A 19,473-nucleotide genomic window follows, 5' to 3' on the forward strand; every position below is an offset into this window, starting at 1 on the left:
TCCAGACAGCAGGCGGCTGGCGGCCTTCAGCGTGGGGAAGTTAGTCCTCCCACCGGCTGACCAGCTCGCCGTTAATGTACAACTCTTTCGGACGCGTGACGGGCTCCGGCAGCGGCGGTTCGGGGGAATAGGTCGCGTGCAGTGCGCCCTGTTCCTGAGAAACGAGAATGCGCTCAGTTACCTGCATGCTGATGCTGATATCCATCGAACCGTCATCGTTTAAGACGATCGCGAAGGTGTATCCGTTTTTGCGTCCGTCATCGAGGGTAAAAATGTCCGGCTGGTTTTCCCGCAGCCAGGCCAGCACCGGGACGAAAAAACCCTCGCTGTCGCCAGCTAAACCGCTGACCTTCGCGTTCAGCGTATATCGCTTTTCAAAGGAGAGCGAGGAGGCAAGGCGGGCGTCTATATTGCCGCTGCCGACCGACATTTGCAGGCGCTCGGGGTTGGCATTCAGTTGGGGGATCGCGTCAATTAATGCCTGACGCAGGCTCTTGAGTTTGTGCATCGAGTTTATCCTGACAGTCTTTAATGGTTTCCACCTGCAGCGCGCAGGCGATAAGGGCATACTCAAGCCTGCGAATATCGGCGCTGAGATCGCCGTTAGTGGCGGGCTCGCTTCCCGGCATCGGACAGCGGCTCACCTTCGGGCAGGCGTTGTAAACAATGGGCTGCAGAGGCGCAGGCGGTGCGGGTGTGCAGCCTGCGGACAGCATCAGGCAGCTGAGCGGTATACCAGCGGCGTAACGCTTCATTTTCATTGAGTAATCTCCCGATAGTCGCTTCCCGTCTTGCCCTCTCCTCACCCGCACTGACAAGCTCCTCACGAAGCCTGACCTGAGCGTTTTCATTTGCTCTGGCAATCTCTTGCGACAGGGACAACTGCTGGTTAAGCGTGGCAAGGGCAGTTTTTTGCTCGCTGGCGACCCGGTTAGCTGTGGCTAAGGAACGGGACAGGTTCAGGTTGTCATGACGAAGCCACAGCGTGATAGCCAGCAGCCCGGCCAGTATCAGCACGAGGGCCCTCACTGCAGCCCCTTCATGCACCAGGCTTTCTCACGAACACGACGGTTTTCCAGACCGGCATTTTTCACGCCGTTGACGTACACCCAGCGGGTAAGCTCGCCGCATGCCTGCGACCACTGTTTACGCTTAATAAACGACACCAGGGTCGAACGGCAGGCAGCGCCCGTGCCGACATTAAAGGTAAAACTCACCAGCGCATCATAGACTCGAGGCGGCATCTCCACCGGCGCACACACCGCCAGCCGCCGCTCAACATTGAGCACATCAGCGACCAGGTTTACCGCAGCCTCACGCTCGGTAATGTCCCGTGTCGGCACAACGTTTGCCGTGTGGCCAATGCCTGACGTCCATACGCCCGCACTACACCGGTAGGGCGAGAGGCGACATCCTTCGAGATCGGCAATCAAAGCCAACCCCTCCGGGGACGTTTTCAGTAGCCGAAAATCAGGCATCAGTACCGCCAGGGCCAGCACGCCGGCGACGCTGCAACGCTTAATGATTGAGTTCACGAATGCTCTTCTTATCAAGGCCCAGAGACTGGAGATAGCGCCAGGTTTTGCGCTTAAACCAGTAATTCGTTAGCGCGGTAAAAATGGCGCAAAGACTCCCCACGTACAGCGCGACTTTTTCAGGAGACATCGCCCCGAACCAGGCCAGCACCACGGCCAGCCAGTAGGCGACAAACGTGGTGATTTTCTCCAGGCTCAGTCCCATAGGTTTACGGATTCTTTTGTGGGGGCGCTATTCACCTCCGGCATCTCTACCGGCGTGCCGTGAGGCAAGATAACGCCTAACTCCGCGAGGCCAGAATTGGCCTTCAGAACGGCTTCAACGACGCCAGCCGTGCGCCCATAAAAGCGAGAGCAAACAGCATCAAGCGTGTCCCCCTGCATTGCATAGATTTTCATCAGACGCTCCCAACATCCGGTTTTCCAGGTACTGTAGAGTTTCCCGGGCCGGCGGCCTTTTCGCTATCGCTGAGGGATGGGTAATCGCGGACACAACAAACCGTCCGCAAGCAGCGAAGCGTGGTTCAACGGAAGCGCAAAATCTGAATGAGGGATGTGGGTTAGGGTAATGAGCCGTGGCTAGCGCCAGCTCTCATCTTCCCAGACTTCCCGAAGAATAGTATCCAGCGCCTCGCGATCGGCCTCTCTTTCAAGCCCCTGGAGTTCGACCCCCGTCACCGATCCTATTTTTACGTTCACCCGGGATGACGGAAACAGGGTCCGAATTCTGCGGGTCAGTTCGCACTGGAAGGCCTCGACGACGGCATGGTCAATCTGCTGATCTTTATCGAGGGTAATGTTCACCCGAACGTTACCCTCTTTTTTAATGCGTTCCGGAACAGGCGATGCTGAGAAAACAACGGTAAACGCGTTGTTCTTGATTAAATTTCCCCGCGCAATCTCAGCAATCAAATTCAGGGCAATCTCACGATCTCTTTCCTGACACGATCCTTCTGTCGTCAGTCGCGCAATCATCTCGACTCGTTCAATCATGACCTGCTCGTTCAACTCTCTGTCCACACAACCTCCACCACGAGATACTGTATAAACATACAGTAGCACGTATTCATAAAAAGAGTGAAGCGAAAAATCAGAACCCTTCACGGTATGTACATGATATGGATGGAGATTAGCGAGTTCTCTGAGCGAAGAGATCCGTTAAATACCCAATACGTTCAAGGATTTTCCGCACCTTTTGCTGGTAAGAGCATGGTGCCGGAAATAGTGATCCGTCAGCTGCACCTCTGCACCATTTGTCGTTAAAGCGGCTAACGCCACCCGCCATAAGATGCAGAGCCTCTCCGCGGCTGATGACTATTCCGGTGGCAAGCCGAACCTCATCAATCACCTTCTCCGGGACTCCGTTCTGCGGGTCGCTCGCGAAGACAATAGGCGACGATGCACCAGGGCGGATGAATTTGATGCGTTCGGTTAACGCCCGTCTCGCACGTCGGCTGAGGGGTTGAGAAAGATCGGTCTGCGTACAGTTATTGACAGAACTCCGAGAGGAACCAGGCACGTCCTTAAGATCCGCGACCCGCTTCGGCACAATTTTCCACTGTGTGAGTCGGGTTAAAATTGGGCTGCCCGCGCCAACCGCGGAATCGTACACGCCGCGGATGCGAAGCGTTTCCTCCCCGTACTGGTTAAACCCGGCCCTCGGCTCATATAGCGTGCGCACCTGTAAATCATCTCGACGCACAAACGGCCCCCCCTGCGCAGTGACGTAACCCGCCCAGTCTCCGGCGTCGGCAGCCTCATGGACGGAAGTAAACTCCACGCTCAGACCGCGTGCGGCCTCGGGATCCGTCAGACGTCGCAGCTCGCGGTAGACCGTTACCGGCGCGCCACCGATGAACTGAAACTGGCGAATATGCCAACGCCCTGCCCAGGCCGACACGGCAGACGCCGTCTCTTTCAGCAGCCCGCCGCTTTCGTTATCGGTCTCGCCATCGAGCGCATAGCCGTCGATATTCTTTGAGATGTATTTGGCAATATAGCCGGTAGCACTGCCTTTCTGCGGATCGATCGCGTCCGCATGAAAGCGAGCCTGTCTGGCGCTTTCGCTCTGCAGCTCATCGGCATCCTCCTGCCGCGCGTAATCCCCGATAATCCGGCGAACGCATTCGACATCTTTAGGCAGCATGAACATCAGCATGTGCCAGTGGGGAGTACCGTCGTGATGAGGTTCCGCAACGCGGATACCGAAAATACGGCTCCCCTCCCGGTGCAGCTTTGCGCGGATACGCGCCCAGAGACGGGTCAGGTAGCCTTGCGTATCCGCCGGACTGGCTCCGTTCCACTTCGCATTGGGGTAGCCCGATTTCAGCGTCGCGTGATACTGCGCGGGCGCGGTTAAGGTATAGAACTCGCCAACGTAGCCCTGCGCCTCGCAGATATTTTCAAACCCGCGAATGCGGGTCATCAGTTCACAGCGACGAATCGCCGGGTTGGCTACCGAGCTATCGTATTTTTCAATCAGGCTAATGCGGTTGCCCTCTTCATCTTCCAGTTCCATGCCCTTAAGGAATTCGCGGGTGCGGCGCTTCTGCTCGCGCCACTCGGTCACACAGCGCTTGCTCGCATACGCCGTTCTCTTTTTGCTGACGTTACCGAGAGCAATCTGCAAATGCTCGCGCCAGGCAGCCGCGATCCGACGCAGACGCCCGCGCCACCACGCCTCGGAAAACATGCGGATCACCGCCGCAGCAACATCATCTTTGTCGAAAAACGTCTTCGACACCCGCTCCCAGTGCGGAGGCGATACGTTGAACTGCCGGGCGATCAGTCCGGCTCGCTGATACCAGACGTACAGCGTCTGGTATTCACTCATCTCAGCATCCTTAATATTCGCCAGCTCGCCGCGAATAAAGCTGGAGATGTCTGCGGCCAGCAGGTCGATATCCGCGCGGGACATATCCGGAAGGCGGTTATAGCGGGCAACCAGTTCGACCATCCGGGAGGCGAGGTATTGCAAAAACTGAGTGTCGAAGTGACCGTCAAATACGGCCCTGGAGACCTCGTCGTTCAGGCCTGTACAGGCATAGCGTTCAGAGACCCGCCGCAGGCGGGGTAACATCCTTTTGCAGAAACGGATCAAAAAGGTATTGGCTTGCGGGCTCCCCCGATGCTGTTCGAGGGCGTCAACCGTGCGCCAGACCTCGAAGCGCACGCAGTCAGGTTGCTGTGAGAGACCAATTCTTGCCTGCTGCAGCGCCGCGAAAAGGCGATCGCGGCGCTGCTGTTGGACATGGGTGAGATAAGGGCTGGCAATGGCCGACCGTGGGGCGTTCCACGGATAAGCAAATGACGTAGCCAACTTATCCTCCCCGGACGTGTTTATTTTTCATCTCCGCGATCTCCTGGCAGGTTACGCACAAGGCCACACCGGGCACCGCCATTCGGCGCGCCTCCGGTATTGGAGCCGCACAGTCCTCGCAGAGGAAACGCGAAGGCGATGCGGGGCGTCTGCGGGCGTGGGTAATGTACCGCTCTCTGTCTTCCTGCTCGCGCGCCTGCGCAAGATCGATAAAATCGGCCATTAGTGCAGCTCCTGTGATTCACGCTCGTAGCGGGCCGCTTCGTGGTACAGCAGTTCGGCAACATCTTCTCCGCTCATGCCGGTTTTGTAGATATGGCTCGCCAGCGCCTCCAGGCGCAGGGAGACCGCAAGGGCTCGCGCGCATCGTTCCTCTGTTTTTGCTTCCGCCAGCAGACGTTTCAGTTCTTCACTTCCGGTCGGATAAGGGCGGTTTTCACTGTTTCGCATCATGCGTTCTCCTTAATTTCAGGCAATAGAGTGCCCGGCGGGTTTACGCCATTAGTTTTTTGGTTGGGTTACATCGGCATGGTCAGCCGTTCAGGAAATAAACTCACAACAGCACGAAAATGGTTCATGGCGGTAATCAGCGCCCTTTTCTCTTCGATCGTCAGCTCACTGATATCGCACTCATGACGGGCGACGGGCAATCTCGCCAGGAAAAAGATGGCGGCCAGCGCCCTGCAGTTCTCATCAAAACAGGGATCGCGCTTATCGCGCAGCTCCGCTATAAACCGCGCCAGCTCTTTTCCGCTATCGCTCCCGTATCGGGCGCGCAGTTCAGCAACGTGGTTAAGCCCGCTAAGACGAGCCCCCACGCTAAGTGGAACCCTTGCACGGGCAGCTTCTATCGCCATATCTCCCCTCGCGTAAATTCACGCACGCTAATGCACTGATAACGGGCACAGCACGGTTTTTTCCGCCGTTTGAGGATTGCGATTTCAGAAGCCATGCTGCATGATTCCCATTTTGATACTGTCTGCAATCATTAGCCTCTGTTTGCCAACGTCTGCCGCTGATTGCTCGAATTTGCAATGATATTAATACCCAAATGAGTATTAGTAAACACCCAAAGGAATATATTTTGATCTTAGATTCTCAAGTGAATAATGAAGAGTTACTCGATAGAATCTGTCAGGTATATGGTTTCACGCAGAAAATCCAGCTGGCCCGGCACTTTAATATCGCCGCCAGCTCGCTTCAGAACCGCTACGCGCGCGGTACCATCTCTTACGACTTTGCGGTTCAATGCGCACTGGACACCGGTGCCAACCTTCGCTGGCTAATGACCGGACAAGGTGCGCAGTTTGAAGGAAACCCCACACCAGGGGATCCCGTTTCGGTTTCCTCGTTCACCCTTAGTGACGGAAGACTGGAAGAAAATACTATTTTGAGTATCGACTCTGCTGTTTTTAGCAAACCGCTTGTGCGCGGCATCGCCGTCCGGGCGGACGGAAAGCTGCACTTTATCGAAAAAGAGGCGTCGTTAACCGACGGTCTGTGGCTGGTTGAGATTGAAGGTAGCACCAGCATCCGCGACTTAACGCTGCTGCCGGGTAAAAAGCTCCACGTGGCGGGTGGTAAGGTTCCGTTTGAATGCGGTATCGATGAGATAAAAACGGTGGGTCGCGTGGTGGGGATCTACAGCGAAGTTAGCTAAAAGCGGTTTATTCCCCCTCCTGGCCATGGATCTGCCGCAAAATAAACCGATACAGAGAAGCGAATCATACATCCGTATCATTCGCTTCTCTTTTCTTATCAGTAAACGATGTTTTTCCCTATTGCTCACATCAAAAAAGCAACATCTACAAAAACATTGCAATATCGTAACGCTTTTAATCAGGCTTATGACACTCATAAAAAATATATGTTTTTAAATTATGTTTTTATTACTTCATTTGATGTATGAATATATGTAACGATAGAGACATAAAATATTACAAACAGAAAAATCAGCGAAGGTAGCATTGAAATAACCGGTCTGTCACACGGCGTGGAGATCCCTACAGATGATTACTCTGGAAAAATAACTACCACTCACCAACATTCCCCCTTTCTTTTCACAAAAGCGCAAGATGTTTCAAGTCCTTATCTTTATCAACTCGTTAGTACGGGAAGAGTTCTTGAATCTGCTGAATTAAAATTTTATCGAATCAACCATGCAGGGCAGGAAGAAGAGTATTTTAATATTTTTATGGAAAATGCACGTATTACCTGCGTTGTGCCTTATATGGAAGATGTGAGAGATCAACACTTCTCACATTATGACCATATGGAAGCCATAGAAATGACATATGAAAAAATAACATGGAAATATCTGGACGGTAACATTGTCCATTCCGATAGCTGGAAAGAACGCAGCGCTGCATAAGGGAAATAACTCATGGCATGGACCTACTACCAAAGTACCGGCGAACTCTGGCATAAGGGTAAACTTATTGGCACAGGATATTCCGGAAATCTGACAAACAAAAATAACCCAGACCGTCAGCACGTAAAAGGGATGGGGCCATTACCACGCGGAACGTATCGTATAGGAGGTCATACATCCTCAAGGGGACCAATGACAATTAACCTCAAACAAACCTCTGGTGAAAGCTATGGGCGATCACTGTTTCGCATCCATGGAGAGAAAAAGGTACCAGCCGTTCCTGGTTTTGCATCAGAGGGTTGCATAATCATGGGGCCTCACATCCGATCTAAAATAATTCTTTCGTCAGATCGTGCGCTGAGGTAGTCCGTTGAAAAAGTACGCGCTTTCTCTAATTGCCTCCATTCTTTCGGCTTCCTGTATAGCATCAGATAGTGACTGGATAACCTACATTAAGCTGGTGTCCAGCGTCGACCTGGCAGCTATTCAGGCATTACCAGCGAAAATTAAAAGCACCGGTGATAATCTGGATGACGAGCGCGCTGAACAGTTGGCGACCGCTATCAGCATAGCGCTTATCTGAGAACCCGAATTAGTGCTGAATGTCACCAATCAATTTGAGTTTAATCCAGACCCTTTACAGCAACGGTTTGGAACCACTTTGATATGTAGCATACCAGTGATGATGCACGGCACTAATACGGAGATCGAAACCTATTTTGCCAGGGCCAAACCCGCACTAGAGAAAGCGGGTCCACTAGCAAGAGAATGCTTAAGCAATATGCTCGATGTAATTAATGAGGTCAGGCAAGAACGGGATAAAGCCTCAAACGGTTAGCATCATCACACCCCAACATACACGCGAATTATGGGGATACCTTGAAGGTATGAGTGTGGTGAATATTCACAAACAGAAAGTCGTGAAATGGTTAAAGACCTTTCCAGGTGCGTTGAATGATTTAGGCGATGTGCCAATTATCAAACGAGATAAATAGCGCTTTCAATAACACCCCGGCCTAATGGCCGGGTTAACATATCTGCTGCTGACGCGAAATATATTAGTATCACATGTTCCCATAAAATATTAACATAGAGCATCACACATTCACCTTGATAATAAAAAAACACTCCTCATATTATAAATTAATTACCGTATCCTAAAAAAAGAAAAAGGTTACAATTTGAAAAGAGATAATAATGTAACGTATAAATAATTTACCAACCATTTGGAAACCAACCAATGCCAATTCCAGCTCATTTATTTCTCAAAGACGATGGCGGCGCACCAATCAAAGGGTCATCTGACGTACAGAATCGCGAAGGTAGTATTGAGGTGATCACCTTTTCCCATGGTCTGCATATCCCCGTGGACGGCAATACGGGAAAACAAACAGGAACACGTGTACACGGTGCCTTCACTATCGGGAAAGAGTTTGATAGCGCCTCGACCTATCTGTACAAAGCCGTATCGACTGGGCAGCTTCTTAAATCAGCGGAACTGAAATGGTACCGTATAAACTATGCGGGTCAGGAAGAGGAATATTTCAATATGTATTTGGAAAATGTCAAAGTAGTTTCGGTTACACCGGTAATGGCAAACTGTAAAGATCCGCACACTCAGCATCTTAACCATATGGAAATCGTTGAACTCCGCTACGAGAAAATTACCTGGAGATTTGTCGATGGCAATCTCATTCATTCTGATTCATGGAATGAAAGAGCTACAGCCTAACGGAGGTATTTATGGCCAGACTAACTTTTGATGGTTGCACCCATACGCTTTCATTGCTAAGTAATGATGGCTCTGTTGTCGATACATGGACCGCTTATAATAATGTCGATCGCAGAGCCACATTCAAACACGTCAGTAACGGCACCTATCAGATACAGGATAAATCAAAGCCACACTTACACCCAGGCGATAGTGAAGATGGGTCGTATGGGACTTATGGAATCATTCGATTTAGCTATCCTGGACATCCGGGCGTAGGCGTTCATTCAGGTCAGGCGCACAGTCGTTATAAACCGGGGCCGGAACATCCAACCATGGGATGCATCCGGACCACTGATGACGCGATGAAAAAAATAAAAGAGCACATGGCCAAATCCCCCCTTTCAACTATCACCGTTGCAAATAACAGCGCTTGTTCAGCTATGAGTGCGACACAGAAATTTGAAAGTATCTACATACCTCCAGGAATGAACTTAATATGAAAATAATGCAAGTGCTTTGTATTATGTTAGTGATATCGAACGGTGCTTGTGCCAATGACTGTACTTCTGTTAAAGAAATGGACAAGGCAGATAACACAGCCTCTGCCATTCAGGGTTGGCAAGGCGTCTATTCTTTTTACAAGAATTACAGCCAGTGCGATGATGGATACATCGCAGAAGAGGTATCAGCTACCGTTGTTGAGTTGTTAGCCAATAAATGGAATTCAACTCCTCAACTCATACTTATCTCAGATACAGATAACGCCTTTAATACATGGATTTTAAATCACATAAATACAACTACGAATGATCGTGACCTGCAGAAAGTGATGAATAACGCCAGGGAACTTTGCCCAGAAAATAATCAACCATTCTGCAAAAAGATTGAAAATGCAGCGCAAGCAGCATTGCAGGAACTACAAAATCAGTGATCGAACGCTGCGGTGTCAACAAACCACAAAAAAGCCAACCCCGCATTCCCACGGTGTTGGCCCTGTATTAAAGCAGTGACAGTCACAACAGGTTAAAAGACATAACGCATGCCAAGGGTAAATTCATTAGAGACGATGTGCGCTTTCATCTGCTCGTCTTTTAAACCACGCGCGTTAGTGAAGTTGTTATACCCACTTTCGATCTTACCCATATCAATATAACGGTAGCCCAGGTCGACATACAGGCGTTCAAGCGGCGTATAGCTCACGCCAGCCCCTAAGGCATAGGTCAGGTTGTTTTGCGTGGTAGAGGCATATTCGCGGCTCGAGTTACCCTGCCAGCCGTTGGCTTTAATCTTGCTTACGCCCAAACCTGCCGTAGCGTACAGGGAAACACCATACCCCAGCTCATAATCACGATAAACATTGACCATCAGGCGCTCGGTTTCGGTTTTCAGGTGGTTATAGCTGTTGGCAAAGGTACTGGAGCCGCTGGTGTATTCGGCCTTTTGTCTGAACGTATATTCGCCCTCGGTACGCCAGCCATCACCAAACTGATAGCCCGCAGCAATCGCCGCGCCGCCGAAGTGCTCTTTCTCTTTACCGCCCACAAACTGCCCTACTCCAGGACGTGCACTGGTATCCATCTCCTTCGCACGCTGTTCAATCTGCAGGTATTTTGCGGACCCGTAATACCCTTCTTCGGTATTTGCTGCCAGAACTGTGGCCGGAATCATCGCGATCGGCAGGGCGGCTAAAATAGATTTCATATTCATCTTTACTCCGTTGAAAAAATATTCCGCACGTCGAACAGTCGTCCGCCGATGTCAGGAAAAACAGTCAGTGAGAGGGATGGTAAATGGCCCTTCACGGGCAAACTATTCGGGTGATTACGGGTTTTACCTGGTAATTTTACGTAGGGACTGGTCTCGTTTTTTAACAATGCGTAGTAATTTCAATGAATTAAGATGTTTGACTTTCAACGGACCGCGCGAAGCGTCTCACTTCCCCTCACCTTCACAAACTGCAAATCTAAAGAAATCCCCCATCGCGCCGATCATCATCCGTGTGTATTATTTCCTGTAGCTTTTACAACAACTACCCTTAACTCAAATACTTAAGCGCCAAAGCGAAAGGCATCATGAGCACACCGATCAAACGGCTAGAAATCATTAAAAATGCCATTGAACTGGAAGATGACGACATCATTCAGAGCCAACTGACCCGGCTGAAAAATGAAGCGTTTGACGATGAGCTACAGGCAATCGTCGTGGCGCTTGAGCAAAAGAACTACACCGCGGCCATTGCGGCCATTACCGCCTGGCTGCAGAGCCAACGCGCAATCACCCAGTGGCGCGATCCGCAGGTGGCAGCAAGCAAGCTGGAGCTGAAGGCGCTGGAAGAACGTCTGCGCGATCTGATAGACCGCCGCAATGCACGGGTGCAGCAGTTGGATGAGTTCAACGATCTTTATTTCTCCCGCCTCGGCCCGCTGATGCAGCAGATCCTCGCCCTGCGCAAAACGCTGGCGGAGCTGAACCTGCGTCGTCAGCAGGCGGAAGCGCGTCGTCGTGAAGAAGATTACCGTCGCTGCCAGCAATATATGGCGCAGGCAGTGGAGGTGCTGGCAACCCTTACCCAACGCTGGCGCGAACTGCCTGCCGATTCCGTACAAGCCGCTGAAGCGCGCAAACATTTGCAGCAGCAAAGTAATCTGATTGCCAACCTGTTGGCCGAAGCGCTGGAGCTGGAGAGCGGCTTAACACGCGAAGAGGAGCCTGCGCGTCAGGCGCGCGATGAAGCCAACGAAGAGTACGAGAAATACCGCGAACAGCACCACGATGCCGAAGTGCGTCTGCGTAAAGGTAAGGATCTCTCGGAAGAAGATCAGAACGAGCTGAAGCGCCTCTGGCGCCAGGCGAGCAAGCTTTGCCACCCGGATCTGGTGGCCGACGACCTGAAAGAAGAAGCCAACGCGATGATGGTGCAGCTCAACCAAGCCAAACAGCGTGGCGACGTCAAAGCCATACGCTCTCTGGTGGCGCGCCTGCAGCAAGGCTTCGAGCCTCTGATGGCCAGCGACAGGCTGAACGATCTGGAACGTATCCGCAAAAAAATGGCGCAGGTCCGCGAGCAAATCGACATTTTAGTGAACGAGCTGGCCGAGCTGGAGAAAGAGGAGTCCTGGCTTCTGGTGTCGTCGCTGAGCAATATGGAAGCCTACTTCGCTCAGCAGGAGAAAGCGCTGCACGAGGTTCGCGCCTCGCTCGAACATCAGGTGAGCGAAGCGCAACTGGATTCCGCAGCCTGATTATTTGGCGTGCCAGTAAGCGCTGGCACGCACCAGCTGCGGATCAATCGTTTCGGTTTCAAACTGGCGGCTCAGGCTTTTGACCACCTTCCCTTCACCGGTCAGCCAGATAAAGTAATCTTCCGCCGGGACGGTTAACGTCGCCAGATGGTCCGCCACCGCCTGCTCGCTATGACCAACAATCCAGGTGATGTTAAACGTGCTCAGGTGTGCCAGATAATCCTTATACGATTCATCCCCAACCGTCACCACTACATGAACTTCCGGGCGAACAGGCAGTTTTGCGATGCCTTCTAAACGACGGCGCAGCGCGGGCATACCGGACTCATCGCAGACATACAACTGCCAGGCGTAATCTTCCGGTACCACCAGCGAACCGCGTGGACCGCCGATCGTCAGTTTATCACCCGCCTTCGCCTCGACCGCCCAGTGGCTGGCAATACCGCCGTCATGAACGAAGAAATCGAGCACCAGCTCATGATTTACCGCATCGTACAGTGGCGTATAGTCGCGCGTCTGTGGACGCACACCGTCACCCCAGTCAATGCCGTCATCGGTGACTACCGGAGGCACAAACGTCGTCCCTGGAGCCGGGAAAAAGACTTTGCTGTGGTCATCAAAACCACGGGAGCTAAAGCCCTCCAGCGCCTCGCCGCCTAAAACAATGCGCTGGAAACCCGCGCTTACGCGCTCAGCGCGGAGCACCGTCAGCTCGCGAAAACGCAGGTCATTACGAACACGTTGTGGATAACGGGTAGATGTCATTTTTAGACCCTTCTCAGGTGAATACGATATATCTAAATCAATTTTAAATGATAATGATTGCTAATCAGCAAGAATGCAAGATCTTTTAGATTGCATCAGAATATATCTTAGATATAGTTTAGATATATCAAAACGAAGGGCACAGTATGAGACACGAACACGATGGCGGCGGACGTCGACCGCGCTTTTTTGGCCACGGCGATCTGCGTCTGGTGATTCTGGATATCCTGACGCGCAATGCGAGCCACGGCTACGAGTTGATCAAAGAGATCGAAAACATGACTCAGGGGAATTACACCCCAAGCCCGGGCGTAATCTACCCGACTCTGGATTATCTACAGGATCAGGCCTTTATCACCATTACGGAAGAAGAAAACGGTCGTAAGAGCATTACGATTACCGTGGCGGGTCAGCAGTGGCTGGATGAAAATCAGGAACAGCTGGCGCAGATACAGGCGCGTATAAAAGCGCGTTCCGTCGGTTTCCAGTTGCGAAAAAACCCGCAGATGAAGCGGGCGCTGGATAACTTCAAAGCGGTATTAGACCTGAAGGTCAATCAGGGAGAGCTCAGCGATGCGCAGCTTAAGCAGATCATCGGCGTAATCGACCGCGCAGCGCTGGAGATCTCCCAGCTGGATTAAGCCGGTGCGTACTCGCTCACGCGGAAGACGCGTACCAGCTCTTTCAGGTGCATCGCCTGTTCGTTAAGGGATGCCGCCGCCGCGACAGACTCCTCCACCAGCGCAGAGTTTTGCTGGGTGGTGGCATCAATCAGGCCAATCGCGCTGTTGATCTGCGAGATGCCCTCCGTCTGTTCGTGGCTGGCCTGGCGGATCTCACGCAGAATAACATCCATCTCTTCCACGTTACCGACCATCCCGTTGATCAGCCCACTCGCTTTTTCGACCAGGTTCATCCCGTCCTGGGTCTGGCTGGTGGAGCTCTCAATCAGCTCACGGATTTCACTGGCAGATGATGCACTTTTCTGAGCAAGCTGACGCACTTCACCCGCCACAACCGCAAAGCCACGGCCATGTTCACCCGCACGTGCCGCTTCCACTGCCGCGTTCAACGCCAGGATGTTGGTCTGGAAAGCAATGGCATCGATCAGGTCGATAATGTCGGACATCCGGTTCGAGGTCTCGTTAATCAGGCGCATTTTACTGGTCACCTGCTTCATCATCTCACCGTTGTTTTTAACCACCGTGGCGGCATCTGCTGAGAGGGTGGTCGCCTCACCGGTATGCGAGGCGGTGTTTTTCACCGTAGCGGTAATCTGCTCCATGGAGGCGGCGGTCTGTTCAACAGAACTTGCCTGCTCTTCCGTGCGCGCGGCAAGATCCTGGTTACCGGCGACAATCTGCGCGGCAGCGCTGGAGATATTCTCCGAGCCAGTCTGCACCTGCTGCACAATGTCCATCAGACGTGTTTTCATCTCCATCAGCGCATGCAGCAGCAGACCCGTTTCGTCTTTACCGTGCGGCGTGATACTGCCGGTCAGGTCACCCTCGGCGATGGCTTCAGCAAAAGTCACGGCCTGGCCCAGAGGACGGGTAATCGAGCGTACGATAAACCAGCCAATCAGGCTGCCTGCCGCGACGCTGAAAAGGGTAATAAGGATCAGCAGCAGGCGGTTGGTTCTGAAATCTCCCTCCACCTGAGCGCCTGCGTCCTGCATTTCAGTGTTCTGAATGGCAATCAGCGCCTGCACCTTCGCTTTGTACTCCTGCTGCAGGTTAAGGGTCGTGGTCATCATCTCCCTGATAGCACCCGCGCGATCGTTATTCTGCACTGCCTTTAAAATACGGTAACGCGAGTCCAGATACTGCTGACGCACACCGCGGATATCCGCCAGTGCCTGCTGTGATTTTGTATCATGCAGCGCGTTGTTCAGCTCACCCAGGATCACGGTGATATTCCCACTGATCTCCTTCAGACGCTGTTGCGATTGCGCCGTATAGGTTCCCTGATCATCCAGCAACATGAGCTGCTGAGTGCTAATAAATTCCTGGAAGTTGTCGATTAACTGGTTCGCTTTTACCGTCGTAGGATAGTCACTGGTAATGATAGATTGCATCCCGTTATTGGCCCGGTTCAGGCTCAGCAAGGACAAACTCGCACTCACTACCATCAGGACAATTAATAGCCCAAATGCCAGAAATAATTTCGTGCCGATCTTTACGTCATGTAAGAACATATTTTCTCCATCGATATGATTATTTCTCAGACGATCGCTGTTATCGGTAACGAATTTCCTAACTTTATGACTTTGATCGTTTTTTTATTTAATAACCATCACAATGGATAGGTAGAGACTATTAATATTGCCCCATTGATCGTTACTCAACCATCGGATGAGGCTTTTTCAAAATAGCATCGTGGAAAATTGACTTAGGCAGGAATAAATAGCTGAGGTAATTTTTTTAGTTATTTAATATTAAATTAACAATAAAACACATCAATAATTACAACCTCAAATAATAAAGCCGTTTACCCCGTAAGGAATAAACGGCTTTTCTGGAACATGACTCACTCAATGGAGAACCGTCACCGCATCCTTAAGACGTCCGGCGCGGTGTTTCACCATGGCGGAAATGTGCGCACTCTCCTCGACCAGGTCGGCGTTTTTCTGCGTGATGCTGTCGAGTTCTGCCACGGCACGGGTTAACTCTGACAGTCCGGTTGCCTGCTCGGAGGTCGCGTGGCTAATCTGGGCGATAAGCTGGGTCACGTTTTTCACCTGCTCAACGATGTCATCCATTGTACGACCTGCGGCGTGGACCTGTTCCGAGCCGGACTGCACCTTGTTGGCGCTGGCATCAATGAGCTTACGAATATCATTAGCCGCACTGGCGCTGCGGCTGGCGAGATGACGAACTTCGCCCGCGACCACAGCAAAACCTTTGCCCTGTTCACCCGCTCTTGCTGCTTCAACTGCCGCGTTGAGCGCCAGAATATTAGTCTGGAAAGCGATGTCATTAATCAAAGAGGTAATCGAACCAATGCGCTGCGTGCTGTCGGCGATATCATCCATGGTTTTCACCACGGTCTGCATCGCATTCCCCCCCTTCGTTGCCGCACTGCTTGCGGCCACGGAGAGTTTGTCCACTTCTGCGGCGGTTTCAGAATTACTCTGAACAGAAGCAGCCATCTGGTTCATTGTCGCGACGGTCTGCTGCACATTCGCTACAGTCTGGCGCGTGCGATCGTTCAAATCTTCATTACCCTGCGCAAGCTTGTCGCTACCATCGCGTACGCTCACCACCTGGCTTGATACATCATTGATTAACCAGCGGCACATCAGCCCCAGTTGTCCTACCGCACGCAAGGTCAGCCCCAGTTCGTCGCTGCGGTTCAGGTGCTGCACGCTGTTGCGCTCACCTGTCGCAACTTTCAACGCCTGACGTGCCACATTCTCTACCGGACGGACAATCTGCTGCTCAAACATCAGTGTTCCCAGCAGCATCACCACCGCAGCCGCTGCGAGCGGTACCCAGCCTGCGGAAGTCGTGACCAGCGTGGCCGCGAGCACAGCCAAAAGCACCGCCATCACGCTGCGAACGCGCCAGCGCAGCGGCATTGCCGGGAGTTTCCCCAACCAGCCTTTACGTACTACCAGCCCTTTATGAATACGTTTCTTACAGCTTCCGTCATTCAGCGCCCGGTAGAGAGGCTCCACGGTGGCAATCTCTTGTTCCGTGGCTCTGGTGCGGATGGACATATAGCCCGTCACCTGCCCGTGACGCACCATCGGCACTGCGTTAGCGCGAACCCAGTAGTGGTCGCCGTTTTTACGTCGGTTTTTGACAATCCCGCTCCACGGCTCGCCCTGTTGCAGGGTGTACCACATATCGGCAAATGCCGCCTTTGGCATATCCGGGTGGCGCACCATGTTGTGCGGCTGGCCTGTCAGCGCGTCGAGCTCATAGCCGCTCACCTGCACAAACGTGTCGTTAGCGTGTGTAATGTAGCTATGGATGTCTGTGGTAGACATTAAAGTGGTGTCATCATCCAGAGGATATTCATTCTGGCTGACATAGATAGGAGAAGACATCGTGAGCATCCCTTGCAGGTTATTTGAATGTTAATTTTGTGGATTTATGTTTTTTCGGCGGTAAACAATTTATCTTTAGTTGTTAAACTTGATAGAGATCGCAGATTTCACTTAAACCGCACTTTTTGTGAGATTTTATAATTCGTTGATTTCAAATACTTTCGCAAAGAAATTACCTGTAAAGCATGACGTGTTAACGCCCACTTAAGTAGCAGCGGATGCCCCACTTTAGTGCAATTGCCTTTTTCCGCCTCTTTTTAAGCTCGCAGCCCTGGATAGCGAAATCCCGTTTCGGTTGCATCGGCATGATTAAATATTGTGCAACATAATTTTAACCTGGTGTTTATCCCGATTTTCGTTAAGTCAACTGAAGTGGCGTAATCCCTGCAATACTTAACGCAGTATCATGTGATACGCGATCCCCGGGAGCACATTTTGAACAGGTTACCTTCCAGCGCCTCGGCTCTTGCCTGTACCGCGCACGCATTGAATCTCATTGAGAAGCGAACGCTTGATCATGAGGAGATGAAACAACTTAACCGAGAGGTCATCGATTACTTTAAAGAGCACGTCAATCCAGGTTTTTTGGAGTATCGCAAATCTGTTACCGCCGGCGGGGATTACGGAGCCGTAGAGTGGCAAGCGGGGAGTCTGAACACGCTTGTCGACACCCAGGGACAGGAGTTTATCGATTGCCTGGGGGGTTTTGGAATTTTCAACGTGGGGCACCGTAATCCAGTTGTGGTTTCCGCCGTACAGAATCAACTTGCGAAACAACCTCTCCATAGCCAGGAACTGCTCGACCCGCTTCGCGCCATGCTCGCGAAAACGCTGGCAGCCTTAACGCCCGGCAAACTGAAATACAGCTTCTTTAGCAACAGCGGCACGGAATCGGTCGAAGCGGCGATTAAACTTGCCAAAGCGTACCAGTCTCCGCGCGGGAAATTTACCTTTATCGCCACCAGCGGCGCGTTCCACGGTAAATCTCTGGGCGCACTGTCTGCTACCGCGAAATCCACCTTCCGTAAACCGTTTATGCCACTGCTGCCGGGCTTCCGCCACGTGCCGTTTGGTGACATTAACGCTATGCGCACCGTGCTGAGCGAATGCCGTAAAACCGGCGATGACGTGGCAGCGGTGATCCTGGAGCCGATTCAGGGTGAAGGCGGCGTGATCCTCCCTCCGCAGGGTTATCTGCCTGCCGTGCGTCAGTTGTGCGATGAGTTTGGCGCACTACTGATCCTCGATGAAGTCCAGACCGGGATGGGGCGTACCGGCAAGATGTTTGCCTGCGAGCATGAGAACGTTCAGCCGGACATTCTGTGTCTGGCGAAAGCGCTCGGTGGCGGCGTGATGCCGATTGGTGCGACGGTTGCCACCGAAGAGGTGTTCTCGGTGCTATTCGATAACCCCTTCCTGCACACCACAACCTTTGGCGGTAATCCGCTGGCCTGTGCAGCGGCGCTGGCGACCATCAACGTGCTGCTGGATCAAAACCTGCCTGCTCAGGCGGAGCAGAAAGGTGACATGCTGCTGGACGGCTTCCGCCAGTTAGGACGGGAATACCCGGATCTGGTTCAGGACGCACGCGGCAAAGGGATGCTGATGGCAATTGAGTTTGTTGATAACGAAATCGGTTATAGCTTCGCAAGCGAGATGTTCCGCCAGCGGGTACTGGTGGCCGGGACGCTCAACAACTCGAAAACCATCCGTGTTGAACCACCGTTGACGCTGACCATTGAGCAGTGTGAGCAGGTGCTGAAAGCGGCGCGTAAAGCGCTGGCAGCGCTGCGGGTGAGCGTGGAAGAGGCGTAATCAAAGCCGGGTGGCGCTAGCGCTTACCCGGCTGCTTTTTATCGGTGAAACTCCGCCACCGTCATGGTGAAGCGGAGCACGGTATCGCCTTCGTTTGCATAGCCGTGCGCTGCTTCCGTTTTCGCCACCGCCGATGCGCCCTGGTTTACCTGCGTCACCGTCTCGTCTACCGTCAGGGTTAATACCCCCTCATCCACGTGCAATAACTCGAATGTCCCTGCCGCGTGTCCCTGAGAGGTAAAACGCTCCCCCGGGTGCATTTCCCACTGCCAGAGTTCTATCATGTCCGGGCCCGCGGTACCGGCCAGTAATCTGGCAAAACCGCCCCGAGCGCCTTGCCACAGCACCGGGATCGCTGCTTCTTCAATAACGTGCACTAACGGTTCGCTGGAGACGTTAACGATATCCGCCACCGAGATGCCCAGCGCGGCGGCCAGCTTGCACAGAATGGCAATGCTGGGGTTGGCGGCCCCTTTCTCAATCTCCACCAGCATCCCTTTGCTGACGCTGGCACGGCGGGACAGCTCATCCAGCGACAGCTTTTTCTCTTTGCGCCAGTTGCGGATACGGTTCGCCACAGCCAGGCTTACCTGGGCAATATCAGCCCCCGAATCAGTCATTATATTGACTTTATCAGTCATTGGTCACTACCATGGTA

General features: G+C 52.4%; 26 protein-coding genes and 1 pseudogene. 11 read left to right on the top strand and 16 right to left on the bottom strand.

Annotation, left to right across the window (positions count from 1 at the left end; translation table 11 throughout):
- Positions 1–40: 40 nt before the first annotated feature.
- From HED65_RS12100 to HED65_RS12150, 11 genes are all read right to left on the bottom strand, one after another.
- The gene (locus HED65_RS12100; RefSeq protein WP_114978760.1) at positions 41–508 is read right to left on the bottom strand and encodes a phage tail protein; all 468 of its coding nucleotides are present in this window, start codon (positions 506–508) and stop codon (positions 41–43) included.
- On the bottom strand, positions 471–716 hold the full coding sequence (lysC, locus tag HED65_RS22690; RefSeq protein ID WP_231926973.1) for an Rz1-like lysis system protein LysC: 246 nt from the start codon (positions 714–716) through the stop codon (positions 471–473). The genes HED65_RS12100 and lysC overlap by 38 nt, the downstream gene beginning before the upstream one ends.
- Positions 604–1,029 (bottom strand): Rz-like lysis system protein LysB, encoded by a 426-nt coding sequence (gene lysB / locus HED65_RS12110; protein ID WP_114978761.1) that lies wholly within the window; start codon positions 1,027–1,029, stop codon positions 604–606. The genes lysC and lysB overlap by 113 nt, the downstream gene beginning before the upstream one ends.
- Positions 1,026–1,535, bottom strand: coding sequence for a lysozyme (locus HED65_RS12115; RefSeq protein WP_114978762.1), 510 nt, complete (start codon positions 1,533–1,535; stop codon positions 1,026–1,028). Before HED65_RS12115 ends, lysB begins: the two co-directional genes overlap by 4 nt.
- Positions 1,519–1,740 (bottom strand): phage holin family protein, encoded by a 222-nt coding sequence (locus tag HED65_RS12120; RefSeq protein WP_114978763.1) that lies wholly within the window; start codon positions 1,738–1,740, stop codon positions 1,519–1,521. Before HED65_RS12120 ends, HED65_RS12115 begins: the two co-directional genes overlap by 17 nt.
- On the bottom strand, positions 1,731–1,934 hold the full coding sequence (locus HED65_RS12125) for a tail protein X (RefSeq protein WP_114978764.1): 204 nt from the start codon (positions 1,932–1,934) through the stop codon (positions 1,731–1,733). The genes HED65_RS12120 and HED65_RS12125 overlap by 10 nt, the downstream gene beginning before the upstream one ends.
- A 180-nt stretch (positions 1,935–2,114) precedes the next feature.
- The gene (locus HED65_RS12130) at positions 2,115–2,555 is read right to left on the bottom strand and encodes a DinI-like family protein (protein WP_114978765.1); all 441 of its coding nucleotides are present in this window, start codon (positions 2,553–2,555) and stop codon (positions 2,115–2,117) included.
- 109 nt (positions 2,556–2,664) lie between these two features.
- Entirely contained in the window at positions 2,665–4,854 is a 2,190-nt protein-coding gene (locus HED65_RS12135) for a replication endonuclease (RefSeq protein WP_114978766.1), read from the bottom strand.
- A gap of 1 nt (position 4,855) precedes the next feature.
- The gene (locus tag HED65_RS12140) at positions 4,856–5,077 is read right to left on the bottom strand and encodes a TraR/DksA family transcriptional regulator (protein WP_114978767.1); all 222 of its coding nucleotides are present in this window, start codon (positions 5,075–5,077) and stop codon (positions 4,856–4,858) included.
- A complete protein-coding gene (locus tag HED65_RS12145; RefSeq protein ID WP_114978894.1) occupies positions 5,077–5,304 on the bottom strand; it encodes a DUF2732 family protein in 228 nt (75 codons plus the stop codon). Before HED65_RS12145 ends, HED65_RS12140 begins: the two co-directional genes overlap by 1 nt.
- A gap of 68 nt (positions 5,305–5,372) precedes the next feature.
- The gene (locus HED65_RS12150) at positions 5,373–5,711 is read right to left on the bottom strand and encodes a DUF5347 domain-containing protein (RefSeq protein ID WP_114978768.1); all 339 of its coding nucleotides are present in this window, start codon (positions 5,709–5,711) and stop codon (positions 5,373–5,375) included.
- A 227-nt stretch (positions 5,712–5,938) separates the two neighbouring features.
- On the opposite strand from HED65_RS12150, the gene HED65_RS12155 reads away from it, so the two are divergent.
- From HED65_RS12155 to HED65_RS12185, 8 genes and pseudogenes are all read left to right on the top strand, one after another.
- Positions 5,939–6,514, top strand: a complete 576-nt coding sequence (locus HED65_RS12155; RefSeq protein WP_114978769.1) for a phage repressor protein CI — start codon at positions 5,939–5,941, stop codon at positions 6,512–6,514.
- A 306-nt stretch (positions 6,515–6,820) separates the two neighbouring features.
- A complete protein-coding gene (gene tssD / locus HED65_RS12160) occupies positions 6,821–7,225 on the top strand; it encodes a type VI secretion system tube protein TssD (protein WP_114978770.1) in 405 nt (134 codons plus the stop codon).
- Positions 7,226–7,237: 12 nt separating this feature from the next.
- Entirely contained in the window at positions 7,238–7,591 is a 354-nt protein-coding gene (locus HED65_RS12165; RefSeq protein ID WP_114978771.1) for a tlde1 domain-containing protein, read from the top strand.
- A 4-nt stretch (positions 7,592–7,595) separates the two neighbouring features.
- Entirely contained in the window at positions 7,596–7,808 is a 213-nt protein-coding gene (locus HED65_RS12170) for a hypothetical protein (RefSeq protein ID WP_147279799.1), read from the top strand.
- A 256-nt stretch (positions 7,809–8,064) separates the two neighbouring features.
- Positions 8,065–8,220, top strand: a pseudogene (locus tag HED65_RS22695) (SymE family type I addiction module toxin); the annotation flags it as partial.
- 245 nt (positions 8,221–8,465) lie between these two features.
- Entirely contained in the window at positions 8,466–8,957 is a 492-nt protein-coding gene (locus HED65_RS12175) for an Hcp family type VI secretion system effector (protein ID WP_114978773.1), read from the top strand.
- 11 nt (positions 8,958–8,968) lie between these two features.
- Complete coding sequence (locus HED65_RS12180; protein ID WP_114978774.1) at positions 8,969–9,439, top strand: L,D-transpeptidase family protein; 471 nt, start codon at positions 8,969–8,971, stop codon at positions 9,437–9,439.
- Positions 9,436–9,870: a hypothetical protein gene (locus HED65_RS12185; protein ID WP_114978775.1), complete on the top strand. Its 435-nt coding sequence runs from the start codon at positions 9,436–9,438 to the stop codon at positions 9,868–9,870. Before HED65_RS12180 ends, HED65_RS12185 begins: the two co-directional genes overlap by 4 nt.
- Before the next feature lie 92 nt (positions 9,871–9,962).
- Here HED65_RS12185 and HED65_RS12190 read toward each other — a convergent pair whose 3' ends face one another.
- Complete coding sequence (locus tag HED65_RS12190) at positions 9,963–10,646, bottom strand: outer membrane protein (protein WP_114978776.1); 684 nt, start codon at positions 10,644–10,646, stop codon at positions 9,963–9,965.
- Positions 10,647–11,011: 365 nt separating this feature from the next.
- Between HED65_RS12190 and HED65_RS12195 the strand changes: the two genes are divergently transcribed.
- Positions 11,012–12,181, top strand: coding sequence for a J domain-containing protein (locus HED65_RS12195; RefSeq protein WP_114978777.1), 1,170 nt, complete (start codon positions 11,012–11,014; stop codon positions 12,179–12,181).
- Here the strand turns inward: HED65_RS12195 and HED65_RS12200 are convergent, their stop codons facing one another.
- Positions 12,182–12,946 carry a siderophore-interacting protein gene (locus HED65_RS12200; RefSeq protein WP_114978778.1) on the bottom strand — a complete coding sequence of 255 codons (765 nt, stop codon included), beginning with the start codon at positions 12,944–12,946 and terminating at the stop codon, positions 12,182–12,184.
- A 146-nt stretch (positions 12,947–13,092) separates the two neighbouring features.
- Here HED65_RS12200 and HED65_RS12205 point away from each other — a divergent pair, with 146 nt between their 5' ends.
- The gene (locus tag HED65_RS12205) at positions 13,093–13,587 is read left to right on the top strand and encodes a PadR family transcriptional regulator (protein WP_114978779.1); all 495 of its coding nucleotides are present in this window, start codon (positions 13,093–13,095) and stop codon (positions 13,585–13,587) included.
- Here the strand turns inward: HED65_RS12205 and HED65_RS12210 are convergent.
- Complete coding sequence (locus HED65_RS12210) at positions 13,584–15,143, bottom strand: methyl-accepting chemotaxis protein (RefSeq protein WP_114978780.1); 1,560 nt, start codon at positions 15,141–15,143, stop codon at positions 13,584–13,586. The genes HED65_RS12205 and HED65_RS12210 overlap by 4 nt on opposite strands.
- 336 nt (positions 15,144–15,479) lie before the next feature.
- Entirely contained in the window at positions 15,480–17,000 is a 1,521-nt protein-coding gene (locus HED65_RS12215; RefSeq protein ID WP_114978781.1) for a methyl-accepting chemotaxis protein, read from the bottom strand.
- Between the two features lie 435 nt (positions 17,001–17,435).
- On the opposite strand from HED65_RS12215, the gene ygjG reads away from it, so the two are divergent.
- Positions 17,436–18,815 (top strand): putrescine aminotransferase, encoded by a 1,380-nt coding sequence (gene ygjG, locus HED65_RS12220; protein ID WP_167587185.1) that lies wholly within the window; start codon positions 17,436–17,438, stop codon positions 18,813–18,815.
- Between the two features lie 38 nt (positions 18,816–18,853).
- On the opposite strand, the gene HED65_RS12225 is transcribed toward ygjG, so the two are convergent.
- Positions 18,854–19,456, bottom strand: coding sequence for a helix-turn-helix domain-containing protein (locus HED65_RS12225; protein ID WP_114978783.1), 603 nt, complete (start codon positions 19,454–19,456; stop codon positions 18,854–18,856).
- Between the last annotated feature and the right edge of the window lie 17 nt (positions 19,457–19,473).

The organism is Pantoea sp. LS15 (assembly GCF_012241585.1).
In the GTDB taxonomy this organism is placed as follows: domain Bacteria; phylum Pseudomonadota; class Gammaproteobacteria; order Enterobacterales; family Enterobacteriaceae; genus Enterobacter.